The sequence below is a fragment of the Spirosoma humi genome (assembly GCF_054776575.1).
Genome location: NZ_BAAHBR010000001.1, coordinates 13,489 through 32,012, shown reverse-complemented (window position 1 = coordinate 32,012; position 18,524 = coordinate 13,489). Strand labels below are relative to the sequence as shown.

The following is an 18,524-nucleotide window of genomic DNA, read 5'->3' as shown; positions in this document are numbered from 1 at the left end:
AATGCAAAATCCCTTTATTTAGCGGTAATCCTGTGCTGTTAGCTATACGCTTAGGCCACAGCCACGCTCTACTCACAAGGTCACTACACACTGGCGTAGGGGTTATAAAGAAAAAGCCGGACTGAATAAATCCAGCCCGGCTTTGTTGTATACCTTACTCCTAGGTAGTTGTCTATCCCCTACTTCTCGTTATTCCCCCCGCTTAGTTTTCCGGCTTTATTGGCCTGACCCGTAGCAGCGGGAGCGGGATTCTTTACGTATTTATCCAGCCAGCCGTTCATTTCCCACAACATATGCAGGAGCGACTCTTTGGCAGTATACCCGTGACTTTCATAGGGTAAGAACACCAGTCGTGTCGTCGCCCCGAATCCTTTGAGGGCATTGTAATACCGCTCCGACTGAATCGGGAACGTACCGGTGTTGTTGTCGGCTTCGCCATGAACCAGCAACAGGGGCGTTTTCATCTTGTCGGCGTTCATAAACGGCGACATTTTGTTGTATACATCCGGTGCCTGCCAGTAACTCCGCTGCTCGTTCTGGAATCCGAAAGGCGTCAGGGTACGGTTATAAGCCCCACTCCGGGCAATGCCTCCTTTGAAGAGCTTGCTGTTCGACAGCAGGTTGGCCGTCATGAAGGCACCATACGAGTGACCACCCACGCCTACTCGGCTCGAATCGACCACACCCAGGCGAACACCTTCGTCGATGGCCGCTTTAGCACTCGACACCAGTTGCTCCACGTATGTGTCGTTGGGTTCTTTATCGCCTTCGCCCACAATCGGGATGCTGGCGTTATCCAGAATGGCGTACCCCATCGTTACAAAGGCAGCCCCGCCCCAGTAGCTGATCCGGTTGAATTGGTAGGGCGATCCAGACACTTGGCTAGCCGCTTCTTTACTTTTGAATTCGGCCGGGTAAGCCCACAGAAAAGTTGGCAGCGGACCTTGCTCTTTTTTATAACCAACCGGTAAGTAGAGTGTAGCCGTCAGTTCAACGCCATCCGCACGCTTGTAACGTAGCTGCTGCTTCTGAACACCTTTTAACTGCGGATAAGGATGCGGAAAATAGGTTGCCTGAATGGGCGCGATTCTGGCTTTCAGATTGCGAACAAAATAATTCGGATTCTCATCGGGCGTTTCGCGGGTGGTTAAAATCACCTGTCTGGTAGCGTCCAGCACCGCAACAGGACGCTCGAAATAAGGAGCCGCCGACCGCCAGAGTTCGCGGGTCTGTTTGGTTTTAAGGTTCAGCAAGCTGACGAATGGACGGTCGCCCTGAGGTGATGAACCTATGGCGTTCAGCATCAGAATCTCGTCGTTGGGCAGCAGATTCAGCACATCACGACCATATTGATTCTGCTTGGTATCGGGCTGGCCGGGGTTGGTATACCGATCTTCATAGGAGCGATCAAAGAGAACGGCAGTCTGCCAGTTGCCAGGATTAACCGTTTTTGTAATCGTTTTGCGGTTCTGCCACCACCGTTCGGTAGCCAGCGCGGTTGATTCATTCCCCCATTCGAAGTTTTCGAACCGGAATTGAGCCGCGTAAATCTCTTTCGGCGCGGCCGAAAAAGGGGCCTCAATCAGAAAGACTTTGTCCCGAATATCGGCTTTCACTTTCGGATCACCTTTATCCTGAGCAACGGTATAATAGACCGAAGCCGGAGCATCGGCCCGCCAGGTAAAATCGCGGGGGCCGGTGGGAGCACCATCGCGGCTGTAGGGAACGCTTTCCTGCAAAGGGCCATCGTTCAGGGTTTTCACCAGCGAACCGGCCATCGCATAAATTTCGGTTTTGAGCGGGAACCGCCCAACCGGTACCAGATACGAGAACGGCGTGTGGACCGTCTCGATCATGACATATTTGCCATCTGGCGAGGGATCCGTTGACAGAATAATACCCGGCTGACCTATATTGGTCGTCGAGCCATCCAGTCCTACCCGGGCAACCTGCGCCGTGGTGTAAAATGCAAATTGCCGCTCATCGGACGGGCTTTTCAGCAAGTCCTGATACGTTGGAGCCTGGCCGCGTGTGCCAGCCACGTTTTCCTGTGTGGTAGGGCCTGCGGGAACCCGGCTTACCTCACTGGCAGGGCCACGAGTAGCAGGAACCGTTTTCACGATCAGACTTTTGCTATCAGACACCCAGTGATACGGAACGCCTAGCGTGGCATTGAGAACAACAGAACCCACTTTTTTGGCCGTTGCCGTTGCTACGTCGGCAATGTAAAGATCGATCTGGCTGTCGGTCGAATTGGCAAACGCCACCTTCGTGCCGTCCGGTGACCATTGCACGAAACTAATGAGGGGGGTGGCAGGTAGACCCGCAATGGCTTTTACCTCTTTATCAGTCAGCTTTTTAAGGGTTAAACCCGTTATGTACCGGGCGCGGCTAGGACCGGTGTTGGCCGGATTCAGCCGTAAACCAGCCAGTTTCAGCTCAGGCTGAGCCAGCTCGGCGATACTAGGGGCGGAAGCCTGCTCCAGAATAAGCATCATGTCTCCTTTCGATGACATGCTCACGTTTGGGGTAGGTGGCATCGTCACCAAATCGGCCAGAGGCTTTGGCGGAGTTTGGTAGCTTAAGGCATCCTGGGCATGTCCAGCGAGCGAGACGGCCAGCAGGGAAACAAGCAGCATCCAGCGACTTTGTTGAGTAATTTTGTTGTGAAGCATCGAGTAACAGGTTGGTTAAACTTAACTAGAGGACAAAAAATGGACAGGCTTGTCGGTTTACGGTATACCAGGTGATAGCTCATAACCAGGCTATCTCTTTAGTAAAAGCTATGAGATGATAAAATTAAAAAATAATTATAATATAATCTGGCTTAATGAAATTTAGCCAAACATGATTTTTCAATTTTAGTGATCTACCTACTATTTATAAGGGAAACCGCCTATTAAAAATCGCCATAATCCACTTGCAGGCAGGTCAGCTTAAGCGTCCGACGCCACATATCAACCACCTGCTGGCGGTCGTCTATAACAAGCTCGACCCGGTAGCGGCCGTGTATATGCTGATCGTAGAGTTCATGCTTCACGACAAAATCTTTCCGGTTGTCATGGCGGGGGCGCATAAACAGCTGATAGTCGGCCGATTTCCAGTTAAAATACTGTTCGAGCCAGGCCATCGTTTCGGCCCGGCAAACGGCATCGCGGCCCGAGAAAAATAGAATGGTATAACCCGACAACTTTAGCGACTGTATCAGCCGAATAATTGACCACTTTGGCGTATCGATCCCCACCCGATGCCAGTCAAAGGGCGAGCGGTCTCCGCGCTGGGCTACCGTACCATCAATGTCGACCAGCACACAATACGGCAGTGATGAATCGGCAGTCGGATCGCTCCCGATACGCTCAGATATAGTAGCTCGGCGCAGGATTTCCGACTCAAACCTGAAGTTTGCTTTCAGGGTCGCTAGCTGTTCAGCCTGCCGCCGAATACCGGCCTCCCCCACCGAATCGGGCCGGGCACTGTCGCGCCGGATACACTCTTCGAGGGGCGTATCGATCAGTTTATAGCTCACTTCGACTTCATCGAAATGATCGCGGAGCAGTTTCCGGAAAGTAGTAAAGTAGCTTTGCCGAAGGTTGGTGTTATCGATCAGCACCTGCCAGCCTCGCTTCAAGCCTTGCAAAATCGCCGTTTCCTGCAATTCGTTCACCAGCATTTCGATTCGGTCTCTCTCCTGATCTGGCCAGGTTTTCCAGTACTCACCCAGTGAAACGGGAAGTAGACTACGCCGTAGATCGTCACGGTTAACGCGCAGCCAGTTGGCATTGTCGAGGCAGAACCGCTGCGCGAATGTCGACTTCCCACTACCACTTAAGCCCGTCAGAATGATAACTTTTTTCATGTCTACACCTGCGTTTGGCCTTCGCGAAGTGTTAAAATCAGTTTTGTTTTCAGTTCATGCAGGCCTTTCTCCAGGCCTACGGGATACGTATGCGGATTCACAAATCGTTTTACGCCGGGATGTAAATTTGCCAGTTGGGTTTGTACCCGCTCCCGTACAGCATGAATATCGGGCAAGTCGTAAACACATTTCCCAGCTTGAAAGACCGAAACCAGTAAGTCCTCGCGGTCGTGCGCGGCCTCGAACCGCCTGCGTTTGGTGAAGTCCAGCGGATCAATCATCGTGGCCGTTTTACTGCTCTGGCTGTTCATGCTTCCCAGATCATAGATCATATCGGCCAGAAAACCACGTTCGTCGCGGAATCGGCGTACCTGCTGAATACCTGGCGTCGATGTTTTGATCGCCTGCTCGGATAGTTTCATTTTGTATTCCCAGGTCGCCCCGCCGGTATCGGATGGTTGTCCGACCGGCCCTTCACGGCGAAGGGCCGCCAGTTTATAAACACCACCGAGAGCGGGTTGGTCGAAGGCTGTAACGAGTTTTGTGCCCACGCCCCAGATATTGATTTTCGCCCCCTGTTGTCGCAGGCTGTTGATGATGGTTTCATCCAGGTCATTGCTGGCCACGATCGATGTATCCTGAAAACCAGCCTCATCCAGTAGTTTACGGGCTTCGATACTCAGGTAAGCCAGATCGCCCGAGTCGAGCCGTATCCCCGCTAGTTTGTGTCCGCGCTGCACCAGTTTTCGACCGGTTTCGATGGCATGACGAACGCCTTGCAAACTATCGTATGTATCCACCAGCAGCGTCACGTTGTTGGGCAACGCAGCGGCATACGCATCAAAGGCCTGCTGTTCATCATCAAAAGACATCACCCAACTGTGGGCGTGCGTTCCCCGAACCGGAATGTCGTACAGCTTGCCCGCCAGCACATTGGAGGTGGCATCGCAGCCGCCGATGTAAGCCGCCCGGCTGGCCGTCATGCCCCCATCGACACCCTGCGCCCGCCGTAAGCCAAATTCCAGCAAGGTATCCGTTTCGGCCACGAGCCGAAGCCGGGCCGCCTTGGTGGCAATCAGCGACTCGAAATTAATGAGATTCAGCAGGGGCGTTTCCAGTAACTGACACTGCAAAATTGGCCCTCGTACCCGCACCAGTGGTTCGTTGGGAAACACGACCGTCCCCTCGGGTATCGCGTCAATGTCGCAGGTCAGTTTCAGTTCGGCCAGATAGTCAATGAAAGCCTCTTCGAATAGTGGTTCGCCGTCGTTGCCCGTTAAGGTTCGGAGGTAGCGTAAGTCTTTCTTCGAGAAGCCAAACTTATCGATATAGCCGATTACGTTAGCCAGTCCGCAAGCAATGGTAAAGCCCCCATTGAATGGATTTTTCCTGAAATAGAGATTAAAAACAGCCTCTTTTTCCGACGTTTGGGTTTTCCAGTAACCATAGGCCATCGTTACCTGATACAAATCGGTCAGTAGGCTGAGTGACGTGTCATAAAGCTTATTTGTCATACGATACGAAGGTAATGCGTTGCCGCTTCAGAGAAAATTATGCAGACAAAAACATTTTTTGATTAATTTGGCCTAATAATTGTGAGGGGCACTTTTGCCGGGTTCTCACTCACTCAACGTAACAAGGTAATATCCAGCACATAGTACCACCATGCAAAAATTAAGTCTTTCACAATCTCTCCAGCAGAAGCTGTCTCCGCAGCAGATTCAGTTCATTAAGCTGTTACAAATACCAACAGTTGAACTGGACACCCGCATTGAGGAGGAGCTGGAAATAAATCCCGCTCTGGAAGAAGGCATGGACGACGAGTATGACCAGAAGGAAGATGATTCATACGATGAAACCGATGACTACAAAGACCGTGATAATGATCTTGATATAGATAGTTATATTCAGGATGAAGATTATGCCGGATATAAAATGCAGGGCGATGGTAATTATGGCGAGGAAGAGCGCGATATGCCACTGGCGACCAGCTCCAGCCTGACGGATTCGCTGCTTCAACAGTTCGGCTATTTGCAACTCACAGAGGAACAACGCATTGTTGGTTTACAACTCATCGGCAGTATTGAATCCGACGGCTACATTCGGCGCTCCATTCAGGCCATCGTCAACGATCTGGCCTTCTCCCAGAACGTATTTACCGATGCAGAGGAAGTAGAAGAAGTACTGCAAAAGATTCAGTCGTTCGATCCGGCAGGCATTGGTGCCCGGTCACTCCCCGAATGCCTGCTGCTGCAACTTCGACGCAAAGACCAGTCGGACCCTTATACGGTGCTGGCGATTCGAATCATCGATGAGTTTTTTGACGAGTTCTCCAAAAAGCACTACGATAAAATCCAGCGTCGGCTTAACATCAGCGACGAATCGCTCAAACGGGTAATCGACATTATTATCCGGCTAAATCCCAAGCCAGGCTCCATGGAAGGCGAATCGGGCAATATTCAATACCTGATTCCTGATTTCCTGCTCACCAATAACAACGGCAAACTGGAATTGACGCTGAACTCCAAGAACGCACCCGAGTTGCGGATCAGCCGCTCTTTTGCCGATATGCTCGACACCTACGACAAGAGCAAAAAACAAAATAAAAACCTGAAAGAAACGGTTTCGTTCGTGAAGCAGAAACTGGATGCGGCCAAATGGTTTATCGACGCCATCAAGCAACGCCAGCAAACACTGCTTAAGACCATGAACGCCATTGTGCGTTACCAGTATGATTTTTTTCTGACGGGTGATGAGTCCCGGCTGCGGCCCATGATTCTGAAAGACATTGCCACCCTGATCGACATGGACGTGTCGACGGTATCGCGGGTGGCCAACAGCAAAGCCGTTCAAACCGAATTTGGTATTTACCCGCTTAAATATTTCTTCTCCGAAGGCATTTCGACCGATACGGGCGAGGACGTCAGCAGCCGGGAAGTGAAGAATATTTTGAAAGACCTGATCGATGCGGAGCCCAAGCTTCACCCGCTCTCAGACGATAAACTGGAAAAAATACTGAACGACCGTGGTTACAACATTGCCCGCCGAACCGTTGCCAAATACCGCGAACAACTGAACATTCCGGTGGCAAGGCTCAGGAAGCAATTGTAAGACGAATGAATTATAAATGATGAATGCCCTGAGTTATTAACTTTGTGAAGTAGGTCAACACCGGTTTCATGAATTGTTGATCGTTCATCATTTATAATTCGTATTTTCCTTTGACCTCCCGTTTTGCCCACTTCCTGTCGGCGGTTCTTCATCCGTTGCTGATGCCGACATTTTTATTTGGCCTGTTGCTGTTTCGCGTACCCACGGTATTGGGACTGGATGTCTTTGCTCCCTCGCTGAGGCTGAGCATACTGGTTCTCATTTTTGTCGGTACCTTCATGGTCCCATCCCTGCTCATTTACTACCTCTACCGCAGCGGATACGTTAAAAGTCTGTATCTGAACACGCTGGCCGATCGTCGATTACCCTATTTCCTGACGGCGTTGGTTTACCTGATTACGGCCTACCTGTTCACCTTTCAGATGCAGATGCTATCGACGCTGGCGCCCGAAATCGGCACCATTATCGGCAGCATTGGCGTCTCAATTCTGCTTGTGGGCCTCATCAGCTTATCCTGGCAAATCAGCGCACATGGCGTGGGCCTTGGAGGAGTCGTGGGCATTATCAGTAGCCTTATGCTCAAGTTCGGGCTAACCGACCTATTCATCCCTTTGTTGTTGCTGGTAATGCTGTCGGGTTTTGTGGCGAGCGCCCGACTCAAGCTCAATGCCCACACACCCGCCCAGGTCAGTGCCGGACTGACGCTTGGCCTGCTGGTTAGCCTGCTCACGGTGTACTGGTTTATTTAACCTCCTACTCGACTGCCTGAAATTTCCTTTACGCCCTTTTGCTATGTACGATAACCTTCTTTACAACATCAGTGGTCCTGTTTGTCGGATTACCCTCAACCGACCTCAGGTATACAACGCCCTCAGCCCGGGCCTGATCCGCGACATTACGGCCGCCATCGAAGCCGCTGGTGCCGATGAGCAGGTCCGGGTCATTGTGCTTACCGGCGCGGGCGACAAAGCGTTCTCGTCGGGTGCAGATCTGAAAGAAGGCGTAACGAGTGCGGCTTCGTCAGGTGGTCAGCTTACGCTGGGCGACGCGCTCCGGACCACCTACCACCCCATGATTCAGGCGATCCGAAACATAGCTAAACCGGTTATCGGCCGCATCAACGGCGTAGCAGCCGGGGCCGGTTGTTCACTGGCGCTGGCCTGCGACGTGGTTATTTGCGCCGACGATGCCTATTTCAGCCAGATATTCGTCAACATCGGTCTAATGCCTGATGCGGGCTCGACGTTTTTTTTACCCCGACTCATTGGCCCGCAACGCGCATTTGAGCTATGTAGCACTGGCCGGCGTATATACGGTCCCGAAGCGGCTCAACTTGGCCTGGTAAGCCGCTCGGTAGCCATGACGGAATTGGATGCGGCTGTGGATGCAGTTGTAGCGTATTATGCCTCCGCGCCTACCCTCGCTATTGGTCTGATGAAAAAAGTATTGAATCAATCGCTGTACTCGGATCTGGCCTACCAGCTTGAACAAGAGGCTGACAGTCAGGATAAACTAGGTCGTTCAGCCGACGCAGCAGAAGGCATCAGCGCCTTCCTGATGAAGCGGAAAGCAAATTTTTCCGGAAAATGAGTTGACAAATGTCTTTTTCCTCCCTACTTTTGCACTCCCAATCAACGGGAAATGCTTCACAGCAATGCATTCGTACCGGGGTCGCGCTTGACATCAATTAGACAGAGCACTCCGCAAAAAATGTAAATCGCATTCGTAGCTCAATTGGATAGAGCACCTGACTACGGATCAGGAGGTTTGGGGTTCGAATCCCTACGAGTGCACTGAAAATCAGCCGTTTACGAGTTCAAACTTGTGAATGGCTATTTTTTTGCATACGCATTTGCAACCGTGTTTATCGATGTACTTCCGATAGGTTGCGCTTTTTGACTTGCGATCGCTTTCTCATTTCGACTACAAATCCCCTCAATTAGACTACAGAAACCGAATCGTACAACCTGACCTTTGTCGTATCATTAATTATTGATATATACATCATGGTACGTCAAAATGAAAAGGCAACCGCTCAACCGGTGTCAACTCCTGTAACGTCGGCTAAAGTCTGGTTTATCACGGGTGCTTCCCGCGGTTTTGGCCGTGTTTGGGCCGAGGCCGCCCTCAAACGTGGCGATAAGGTGGCGGCTACGGCACGCCAAGTAGAAAGCATTGCTGATCTGAACGAAACGTATGGCGACAATGTGCTCACATTAGAACTCGACGTGACACGCCCTGGGCAGGCAAAAATAGCCGTAGAGCAAGCATACGCTCATTTCGGCAGGCTTGACATTGTGTTTAATAATGCCGGCTATTCACTGGTTGGCACTATTGAAGAAGCCAGCGCGGAAAATATTCGTGCCCAGTACGAAACCAATGTTATTGGTCCAGTTTCCGTTATTCAGGCGGCCTTGCCCTTGTTAAGAAAGCAGGGGAGCGGTCATATCCTTGGCACATCGAGCAATCTGGGTCATGTAACCTTACCAGTGATTGGTTACTACTGTTCGTCAAAATGGGCATTCGAAGCCATCCACGAAAGTCTGGCAGTGGAGGTTAAACCGTTTGGCATCAACGTAACCATTATTGAACCAGGTGCCTATGCCACCGAATTTGGTTCTCAGGAATCTCTGAAGTTTGCCCAGGGTCTCGATATCTATGCAGCGTTTAAGCAGGCGTTCTTCGGTGGTTTGGCGGATATGGAACAAGGCGATCCTACTGCAACGCCCGAGGCCATCTTTCAGGTTGTTGATGCAGACCAACCACCATTGCGATTGTTCCTGGGTAGCCATTGTTTGCCCTGGGTACGTACGGCTTATGTCGAGCGGTTAGCCACCTGGGAAGCGTGGGAAAACGTTTCTAACTCCGCTCAGGGTAAAGTCAACTAAGGAACTCACAACCAGAGATATCGCTTACTATAGTAGTCATGATTACCGATAGCTGCTCAACTATCGGTAATCATTTTTTATGTACTCAGCGATGAACAAAGAAGAAAAAAGTCCCCAAAGAATTGAATCGCTATCTGATGCGCACCGGGCCTTTGGCCTACTCAAGCCGCAGCACCCGCTGGTGAGTTTGATCAACGGGGCTTATACACAACTTGACGGGTCAAACATTCCTCATTATCACGTGCTGGGCTTTTATAAGATAGCTTACAAACCAAAATTGAACGGCAAACTGAAGTACGGCCAGAGTTATTATGATTTTGATGAGGGTGGTTTGCTGTTCGCTTCTCCAGGCCAGCTCATTGGGAGCAATGACAACGATATCAGCGCGTGTTCTGAATTTACATTGTTGATTCATCCGGATTTCTTTTTGGGGTATCCACTCGCCAAAACGATTAAACAGTATGGCTTTTTCTCGTATTCGACCAATGAAACGTTGCATCTTTCGGAAGATGAAAAAACAACGATTTTTGAGATCTTTAAAATGATCGAAAAAGAACTGTCTAGTCGGATCGATGACTTTAGCCAGGATGTCGTTATTTCTCAATTAGAGTTGTTGTTGAATTATGCAAATCGTTTTTATAAACGTCAGTTCATTACCCGTAAAGCGCTAAATAACAATCTGTTACAGAAGCTTGAAGAGTTATTGGATGCTTATTTCAACCAGGCGGCCCCGCTAAACCGGGGATTGCCGACTGTCGGTTATCTTGCCGAACATGTAAACCTGTCGCCCAGTTATTTAAGTGATATGTTGCGGTCATTGATTGGACAAAATGCCCAGCATTTTATCCACGATAAACTGATTGAAAAGGCAAAAGAAAAATTGTCTACCACCAATTTGTCAGTAAGTGAAGTAGCTTATGCGCTGGGATTTGAACATTCGCAATCGTTTAGCAAACTCTTCAAAACGAAAACCAACCTTTCGCCCTTAGCTTTCAGGCGGTCGTTCCATTAAACCAATTTTTAGCCATTGTTCCTATTTATAGCGATAAGGCATCTGTCCACAAACCACTCTCTATCTATACTATACAAAAAGCCAGCTGACCTTTACTATAATGCCCTCTCCGTCAGCTTCAGTTCATTAAAGGCACTAAAATACTAGCTTTAAATAATACCGTTTAGTTATTAATGAGTATATATACTGTCGGTCAGTCAGTCAAAAGGAAAGCGTAGTGCTAATAAAGCATTACTGAAAGTGGTACATTTGGCGGGCCGAAATGAATTTAGGCTGATAGTAGTAGGAATTCCTGTTTAGCACTCTTACTAGATGGGCATATGACCTCAAGTCTGTACTGGGCTTTTCGCGATCCATAAGGCGACCCGACCATAGTCGCTAACATACTACTATTCAGCATCTTTATATTTTTTTACAACTAGGGCTTCACTATAAAGCAGACTTGATCAGCGTCAGAGTTTCAACTTTGACGCTGATCAAGTCTGCTTTATAGTGAAGCCCTATAACACACCAGACTATAATGAGCAAAAAAAAAGTTTTGTTAAGTATTTTCCTAGCCATTCTAATGGGCAACCTCGCGGCCCAGCCCCAGTATACCCTTGAGCACTACACCTCTGAAAACGGATTGCCACAGAATAGCATAAAAAGCATCTCCGTTGATTCATACGGTTTTGTGTGGCTAGCTACTGAAGACGGACTAGTACGATTTGATGGTCATCACTTTAAGGTTTTCAATCGCTCAAACTTACCAGTTACCAATAATAGAGTATTCCATATTACTCATTTGCTGCGGGATACATCACGAAGAGGAATGGGCCGTACTCAAATCAGCTACGCACACTTTCTGGGCAAAAAACTTGTGAAAATTGAAAATGGCACAGCGGTTCTGGACTCTAGTCATTCTGCAAGCAGGCAAGGCCGGTCTAAGCGATATGCCAAAATGTTTCCTACGTATTTTGAAGGCAAAGCTGTTCCGGATATCCTGGGAATAGGGGATGCAGACTTTCCATACTTACTTTTTGTGGGCAGCACGATCAACGATTTTTACGTATGCGAAAAAGATCAGATTAGATACTACACAGATTGGAAAAAGAAATCGCAACTGTCTTTCCCTGCAACGAATTTATGGAATTATTTTACCCTAGGAAAACGACTTTATTATTACCAGGGTAATGGAAACATAACCACCATCAGTCAAGATAAAATTAAGACGTCTTCCCTATCAGGAGACATACGGCAAGATGCCGCTTATTCAAAAATTTCTCAAAAAGGCCAGCTCTATTGGAGCAGCAATGCCGATCAAGCGTTTCTTACTTTAGATAAAAACTTGTACGGACTGGAACCCAGATCAGATGGAACATTATTTGCCAAATTGCTGATCGAGGGGTTCGACTTTGCAGCTCGGGGGATCATCCGGATCCATTTTGATCAGGTTAGCCAGAAAGTTTACCTGGGAACACTCACAGAAGGACTTTTTATCTTGACAAAACACCAGTTTCAGGCAATTACTATCCCAGGGGACCAACGACAAAATGCCTTTTACTCCCAACTCGTTTACAACGACCATTCTATTCTGACGCCTAATGGGAAGATAATTGGTAAAGACCCTGTAACTGGTCGGACTATTGACGAACACATACCCATTATCAGAAATGTAAATCCAGATTACTCGCGAGTCGGGATGAGAGACAGTAAAGGGACCCTCTGGTTTACGAGTAGTAGTCAGCTGTTTCACTTGAATAATACGGATGAAAAAGTAATCGGTCATTGGGTATTTGAAAATAGTAATGAAGCCACTCATGAAATAGAAGCCCTCTGCCAAATCCAGTCAGGCCCTATCTGGATCGGTGCAGCCAATCTGGGATTATTTAAAATTGACCCTACGGATAGTCGGGCACAACCCGAAATTTTTATAAAAGATGAGAGCTTACATATAACTTGTCTTGAGGCCTTAAGCCATGATGTGCTCCTAATGGGTACCCAAACAGGATTGTATCGAGTTTCTATTTCTACAAAAAAAGCTACACTAGTTGAAGGGACGAAAGACATTTATATCAAAAGTATTCACATTTCTAATGACAGTTCAATTTGGCTGACGGCCGTAGATAAAGGGCTAATGCTCATCAATAAGCAAGGCAATGTCATCACGTTTCCGCTGGATAAAGACGCCTATCTGGCCAGTCCGCATTGTATTGTCAACGATCAGCGTGGCTTTTTCTGGATTCCAACAAACCGGGGGCTCTTCCAGATGGCCATCAAGGACCTGTTGACTTATGCCAACCAGCAAGCAGCAGCAATACCCCATCAAACCCAGCCAGCGCAAGTCTCGGACCTGTTCTACTTTTACCATACGATGGATGAAGGGTTTAAGACAAATGAGTTTAATGGAAGTTGCCAACCCTGCGCTGCCCAACTCCCAAACGGGTATATTTCGTTGCCTTCACTGGTCGGATTAGTTTGGTTTAATCCGAAAGATATCAATCATTACACCCCCAAAGACCCCATCATTCTCGACCGGGCCGAGTTCAACCGCTCGACACTAAAACGGCCCGGAGATACACTCCGTCTTCCCCCCAGTCCAACGAATATTCGGTTGTTTTTTGCCACTGCCTATGCTGGTAAAAATTATAACCTGAATTTATCCTACGCATTGGTTAAGTCAATAGCAGACGTAAAACCCTCGGATTGGATTCCTCTGGACAATGAAGATTTTAGCATCCAGTATTCCAGTCTCAATTCCGGAGATTATACCCTACTGGTACGGAAACTAGACGGGTTTGGCGTCAGTCAATACACCATTAAGAAAGTCTATATCCTTGTCGAACCCTTATGGTACGAAACCATTTGGGCGACCACTTTATTCGTCATTCTACTTTTGGTAGCCATTTACGTCTACAGCAATCACCGAATCAGAAAAGTAAAACGCGAAAATGCCCGACTGGAAGAACTGGTCGCCAGTCGCACAGAGAAATTAAGCTCTACGCTGAAGGAATTAGAAGAGTCGGAGAATAAAATGGCGGAGCAGGTTCATATTATGTCCCGATTGTTAGCTTCGATTACCCACGATGTGCAGAGTCCCTTACGACATATTGCGTTCACCTCGGCGAACATTCCCGCACTGCTTCAAAAGGGAAAGCTAACCGATGTGTCAAATCTGGGAACCCTTATTTCTGACATTTCTGGCCAGATGAGTACGATGCTGAAAGATTTGCTTGACTACATAAAGATTCAGCTTTACGGGAAACGGATGAATTTTGAAGCAATTAACCTTAAAATGCTTATTGACAATAAGCTTACTTTATTCAGACCAGTTGTTGAACAAAACGGTAGCGAATTTATCAACGAGGTGTCTCCCCACGTGCAGGTTTTTTCCGATTATCAACTGTTGTCAATCGTGGTTCACAACTTATTAGACAACGCTGCGAAGTACACTCATCAAGGAGCAATCAGAATTTATAACCGGTATTGTGATGATGGGCAGGTTGAGCTCGTTTTATCTAATCCGGGCGTCGACATCGCACAGGAAGTTATTGAGATTCTTACGAGCACTGATAAACAGGAAAATGGGGATCCCATATTAAAAAATAATCGATCCATGGGCCTCGGCTTATTGATTGCCAAGGAAGTGGCCGACTTACTGATGATTAGACTGATAGTGGATCAAACGGATCAGATCAGTATTCACTTGCTATTTAAGCAACAAGTACCATGAAGCTTTCCAGGAGTGTATAACGTTTGGCAGTAATAATTTCTGGTGATATCTATTCTACGTGCCTTATCTTAATTAGATAGACCAACTTTGGTTCAGTATGCTATTTGATCAACTGTAGCAGTTCAGTGACGTCAATTTCCAGAACGAACCTTTAAATAGTCGATTAAAATTAAGCCAAACCTGTATGCCAGAAGCATCCAACCCTAATGTGCGCGTATCAAGCCAATAAAAATTTTCGTAACGGAAACATAAATCGTGAAAATCGTAATCTATAGCTTGGTATTTTGTTTCTATATAATAATGCTTCTGCAAATGATCCGCTAATTGATGTATCGTTTCAACCCGCCTATCAGAAAGTAAATCGTGAATAGCTTTTGTAACAAAAAATGGATAGTTAAAACCTGCATCAATAAATCCGGGTGAGTAATTTTGCGTGGCGGTGTAAAAATCAGGATTCGCTAGCCATAAAGATAATTGTAGACAAATCATCTCATTCAGCAGACGTTTGTTCCCGGCTAGAACTTGCTCCCATTCCAGCGATTTTTCCATTATTATAAACAAATCGACTTGGTTACCTTCCTTGTTCAAAAAACCAATAACGGGTGAAGTCAGTTGCCCCCAGCAATTTAGACAGTATCGAATGATCGTATGCCATTTTCTAGTATGAAGAGAAACATTGGTCAATAGGTCAATCTGGATACGTAAAACAGATTGATAGGCAGGATTGCTTAATTGATAAAAATGTAGCGCCCGATGCGTCTGGCTATTGCCATAGAGTTGCTGCCAGAAAAATAAATCAGAAGCCTGATCATTCGGCGAGCTACCAACACTGGTTTTTCGTATTTTTTTTTTAATTGAAGAACGGGCCCCGTTTCCGGACCCAACCCTTGTAGTAATCGAAAAAAGGTTTGTCAAAGAGATTGGCGCTGTATTTTTTGACGATACATTTTCAGTTCGACTATAGGCGTTAATCTCTTCCTGAACCTTTCTCATACTAGTTTACAACTCATTGGTGGTTAAGTAAAATCACTAATACACTATACTAAATTAGTTAACTCTTCCCCGTTTAGAGTAATTACTTTTACATCTATCTCAAAAATATTACTAATTAACTGTGTCTATAATTAATTAGTTGAACGGCAGTTTAACACTTATGTAGCTAGTGTAAATTCAAGTTTTCAATCAAACTGTCAATAAGTTACCTACAATTATCAGATTATTTAGTTGAAAGAGTAGCAATTATCCATCCAAATCAACACCCCTCATAAGAATACCACCCGAACTACATATTCAATTACATGAAACCTTTGTTTGGACTCACCAATTGACATATAAGCTAAACTTTGGCTTCAGAGAGTAGCAAATTGGTTAGTACTACAACTCATTACTAGATACGCAAACCTATTAATACACACCCTTGACCAAGGTATTAGCTTATTGATGCAGTTAAAGAAGATCTTATAATAAGTAAATGCGCTACCCAGTGGAAGTAAATTATGAAAAGTCTGTAGTCAAAGCTTTCTTACAGCGGCACACGTTCTATGAAAAATTAAATTCCCCAACAATAAGCCACTTATATCCAATAGATAACAAATTTTTCTAGTCAGTACACACTGACTAGAAAAATACATAATCGTACCAATACGTACTAAAAATGATTGGCTAACGTTCACCTTTGCAGCTAATTTCTGTATAAGAAAATACAGGCTATTTATTCATCAGGCCAATAGTTATTGTACCTATGGGTTAACAGATGGCTTATCTTTTCTGCCTACACTTCTCTAATTTCAATTGATTATCATCAATATCTGAACGAAGCGATCGAATGCGGCTACTAAGCATAAAACGCCCCACATATAAGCCAAGTATTGCTACGGCTACTAATAATAATAATATTTCAATAATGGCCACAGGCCGACTAAAGGGGTTAAAATCAAACATAATAATTAGGTTTTACCGGTTAATTATCTCCTGACTATCAGCACATTTACTCCGTAATGAATAGCTAAATATATAGTCTATCCAACCGACTTATTTTTTTTCTCTCTAGCCAAAACGGTCGCTTGCCCAACCCAATCATCTCGCTCAATACGACCAGGAAAAAATTCGATAATTTCATTTACCTGATCAATATCGGCGCGATCAAAATTTGCAATTTGCCTGTATGTATAGATACCAATTGCGTGTAATTTCTTTTCAATAAATGGCCCGACACCGACAATCACTTTGAGGTCATCGGCTTCCGCGAACGAAGCAGAACTAATTCGGTTAAAATTTAACTCACTAGCTCGGGAACGTATACGATTTAATACAATTTCCTCTTCGTGAGGGGCTTCAACGTAGACACTTGATTCATCAATACAGTCCGTTAAGCTACGTTTAATGCTTTCCAGCCGTTCCTCAAGCTGATAAACAAGTCGCTTCCGCCCTAAATAACCAATGATGATACCTAATACAAACGTTATTATTCCCATTACCCAATGCTGTATTAAAGCATCAGGCTGATTAAGTGGATTTAAATCAAACATGATAAACAGGATTTATGATTGTTTTAAAACGTTTTATTCGACTACTACAGTTACACGGCGATTTGCTTTACGGCCCAGTGCTGTATTGTTATCCGCCTTAGGCTGCGTTTCTCCCATTGCACTAACACTCAATTGAGTAGGACTAATACCTAATTTCTCAAGTTTAGCTTTTACTGCGTTCGCCCGCTTCCTGGACAGTGTCATATTTATTTCGTTTGATCCAGAACTATCACTATGACCTGTTAACAAAAGTTTTTTATCCTTATGATCTTTCAGATAGGTGAGCGCTCCAGTAAAAAATTTCTCAGTATCCGGCGTTTTAATATAGGTAGCCTCACCCAATGGAAAGTATAAATCGATCGGCTCGAACACAGATTTATATTTCTCAGATACAGCTAATTTATGTTCTTCTGCTGAAGAATTTAATGTGTCAGATGCAGGTTTACTTCCAAAAGAAAAATCAAGTCCACCATAAAGAGAATCTCCTTTAGCCGTAAAAATCAAATCACGTTCCAGGCCTTTGGTGGTTAATGATGTAGGCTTCACGCCTTGTTGTAGTAAGTACTGCCTGATAGATTCGGCGCGCGCTACTCCTAAGTCGGCATATTTGGCTGTGCCCTGTTCAGTTGGAGAATAATATCCGGTTATATCCAGAGTACGATCAGGGTGAGCAATTAGGTAACTAACTAATGAATCTAAAGAACCTCCAAGAGAGTTTGTATTAACCACGTAGCCTGATTTTGCAAAACTAAAATTACCTGGTAGGTCAAGTCGAAAGTTATTTCCATCAGCTATGGTATATCCTACATTTGTAGGGCTGGGCGATAATGTAGGGGTTGTTTCGTTAATGTGGGCTGGGTCGTCAGCGCATAGTTCCTTAATTTTACAAACGTGCCACCAGGTAGAAGCGAGTAGCCAACACACAAGAATGATAATCCAAAAATTTCTGATAGTGAACATATAATGAAAAGTTAAGTAATGTAATTTTTAAGGGCCTGTTGGCACCTTACAACTTGCATTGGAATTATTTTCGGAGAAGTATTGAGGGGCTAATGGCCCAAACAACAAATTGACCAACAACAATGACGTATACGACGTATACGCGTGGTGTTGGTCACTCAACGAAAGTACAGGATTGCCTATACGCTTAGCTTAGGCAATCCTGTACTTTCGTTGGTGAATCAGTTATACGACTTAACGTTTGGTAATTGAGGTAAAACGTTGATTCAATTTTCAGTAATCGTATTTCATCTTATCCCAATGCCTATCTGGCGGCAGGATTCAGTCAGCGTACCTTGTTTAAATAGATAGATATTGATCTTGTTAAACAATAGCTCATTATTTATTACTTCTACAGCGTTATATAACGGCTATGTATATACGACGCAGCTAACTAGAAGAACGCTATTGTATTTTT

The 18,524-nt window shown here is 46.0% G+C and carries 12 protein-coding genes and 1 tRNA gene; 7 read left to right on the top strand and 6 right to left on the bottom strand.

The features are described 5' to 3' along the window. Positions 1–179: 179 nt before the first annotated feature. The 3 genes from ACYU8Y_RS00080 to ACYU8Y_RS00070 all read right to left on the bottom strand — a co-directional run bounded on the left by ACYU8Y_RS00080 (position 180) and on the right by ACYU8Y_RS00070 (position 5,370). On the bottom strand, positions 180–2,675 hold the full coding sequence (locus tag ACYU8Y_RS00080) for a S9 family peptidase (RefSeq protein WP_460932929.1): 2,496 nt from the start codon (positions 2,673–2,675) through the stop codon (positions 180–182). A gap of 224 nt (positions 2,676–2,899) precedes the next feature. Beyond that, positions 2,900–3,856: a phosphatase domain-containing protein gene (locus ACYU8Y_RS00075; RefSeq protein WP_460932927.1), complete on the bottom strand. Its 957-nt coding sequence runs from the start codon at positions 3,854–3,856 to the stop codon at positions 2,900–2,902. A gap of 2 nt (positions 3,857–3,858) precedes the next feature. Further along, positions 3,859–5,370 (bottom strand): nicotinate phosphoribosyltransferase, encoded by a 1,512-nt coding sequence (locus ACYU8Y_RS00070; protein WP_460932925.1) that lies wholly within the window; start codon positions 5,368–5,370, stop codon positions 3,859–3,861. Between the two features lie 151 nt (positions 5,371–5,521). Here ACYU8Y_RS00070 and rpoN point away from each other — a divergent pair, with 151 nt between their 5' ends. The 7 genes from rpoN to ACYU8Y_RS00035 all read left to right on the top strand — a co-directional run bounded on the left by rpoN (position 5,522) and on the right by ACYU8Y_RS00035 (position 14,579). Further along, a complete protein-coding gene (rpoN, locus tag ACYU8Y_RS00065; RefSeq protein WP_460932923.1) occupies positions 5,522–6,967 on the top strand; it encodes an RNA polymerase factor sigma-54 in 1,446 nt (481 codons plus the stop codon). A 110-nt stretch (positions 6,968–7,077) separates the two neighbouring features. After that, positions 7,078–7,716, top strand: coding sequence for a hypothetical protein (locus tag ACYU8Y_RS00060; protein WP_460932921.1), 639 nt, complete (start codon positions 7,078–7,080; stop codon positions 7,714–7,716). Positions 7,717–7,759: 43 nt separating this feature from the next. Next, on the top strand, positions 7,760–8,557 hold the full coding sequence (locus ACYU8Y_RS00055) for an enoyl-CoA hydratase/isomerase family protein (protein WP_460932919.1): 798 nt from the start codon (positions 7,760–7,762) through the stop codon (positions 8,555–8,557). A 129-nt stretch (positions 8,558–8,686) separates the two neighbouring features. Further along, a tRNA-Arg gene (locus ACYU8Y_RS00050) sits at positions 8,687–8,760 on the top strand. A gap of 213 nt (positions 8,761–8,973) precedes the next feature. Further along, positions 8,974–9,855 (top strand): SDR family NAD(P)-dependent oxidoreductase, encoded by an 882-nt coding sequence (locus tag ACYU8Y_RS00045; RefSeq protein WP_460932917.1) that lies wholly within the window; start codon positions 8,974–8,976, stop codon positions 9,853–9,855. A 91-nt stretch (positions 9,856–9,946) separates the two neighbouring features. After that, entirely contained in the window at positions 9,947–10,867 is a 921-nt protein-coding gene (locus ACYU8Y_RS00040; RefSeq protein ID WP_460932915.1) for a helix-turn-helix domain-containing protein, read from the top strand. A gap of 520 nt (positions 10,868–11,387) precedes the next feature. Next, positions 11,388–14,579, top strand: a complete 3,192-nt coding sequence (locus ACYU8Y_RS00035; protein ID WP_460932913.1) for a ligand-binding sensor domain-containing protein — start codon at positions 11,388–11,390, stop codon at positions 14,577–14,579. Between the two features lie 108 nt (positions 14,580–14,687). On the opposite strand, the gene ACYU8Y_RS00030 is transcribed toward ACYU8Y_RS00035, so the two are convergent. The 3 genes from ACYU8Y_RS00030 to ACYU8Y_RS00020 form a co-directional block, all read right to left on the bottom strand. Further along, complete coding sequence (locus ACYU8Y_RS00030; RefSeq protein ID WP_460932911.1) at positions 14,688–15,572, bottom strand: hypothetical protein; 885 nt, start codon at positions 15,570–15,572, stop codon at positions 14,688–14,690. A gap of 1,025 nt (positions 15,573–16,597) precedes the next feature. Continuing rightward, positions 16,598–17,107 (bottom strand): hypothetical protein, encoded by a 510-nt coding sequence (locus tag ACYU8Y_RS00025; protein WP_460932909.1) that lies wholly within the window; start codon positions 17,105–17,107, stop codon positions 16,598–16,600. 33 nt (positions 17,108–17,140) lie between these two features. Next, positions 17,141–18,067 carry an OmpA family protein gene (locus tag ACYU8Y_RS00020; RefSeq protein ID WP_460932907.1) on the bottom strand — a complete coding sequence of 309 codons (927 nt, stop codon included), beginning with the start codon at positions 18,065–18,067 and terminating at the stop codon, positions 17,141–17,143. Between the last annotated feature and the right edge of the window lie 457 nt (positions 18,068–18,524).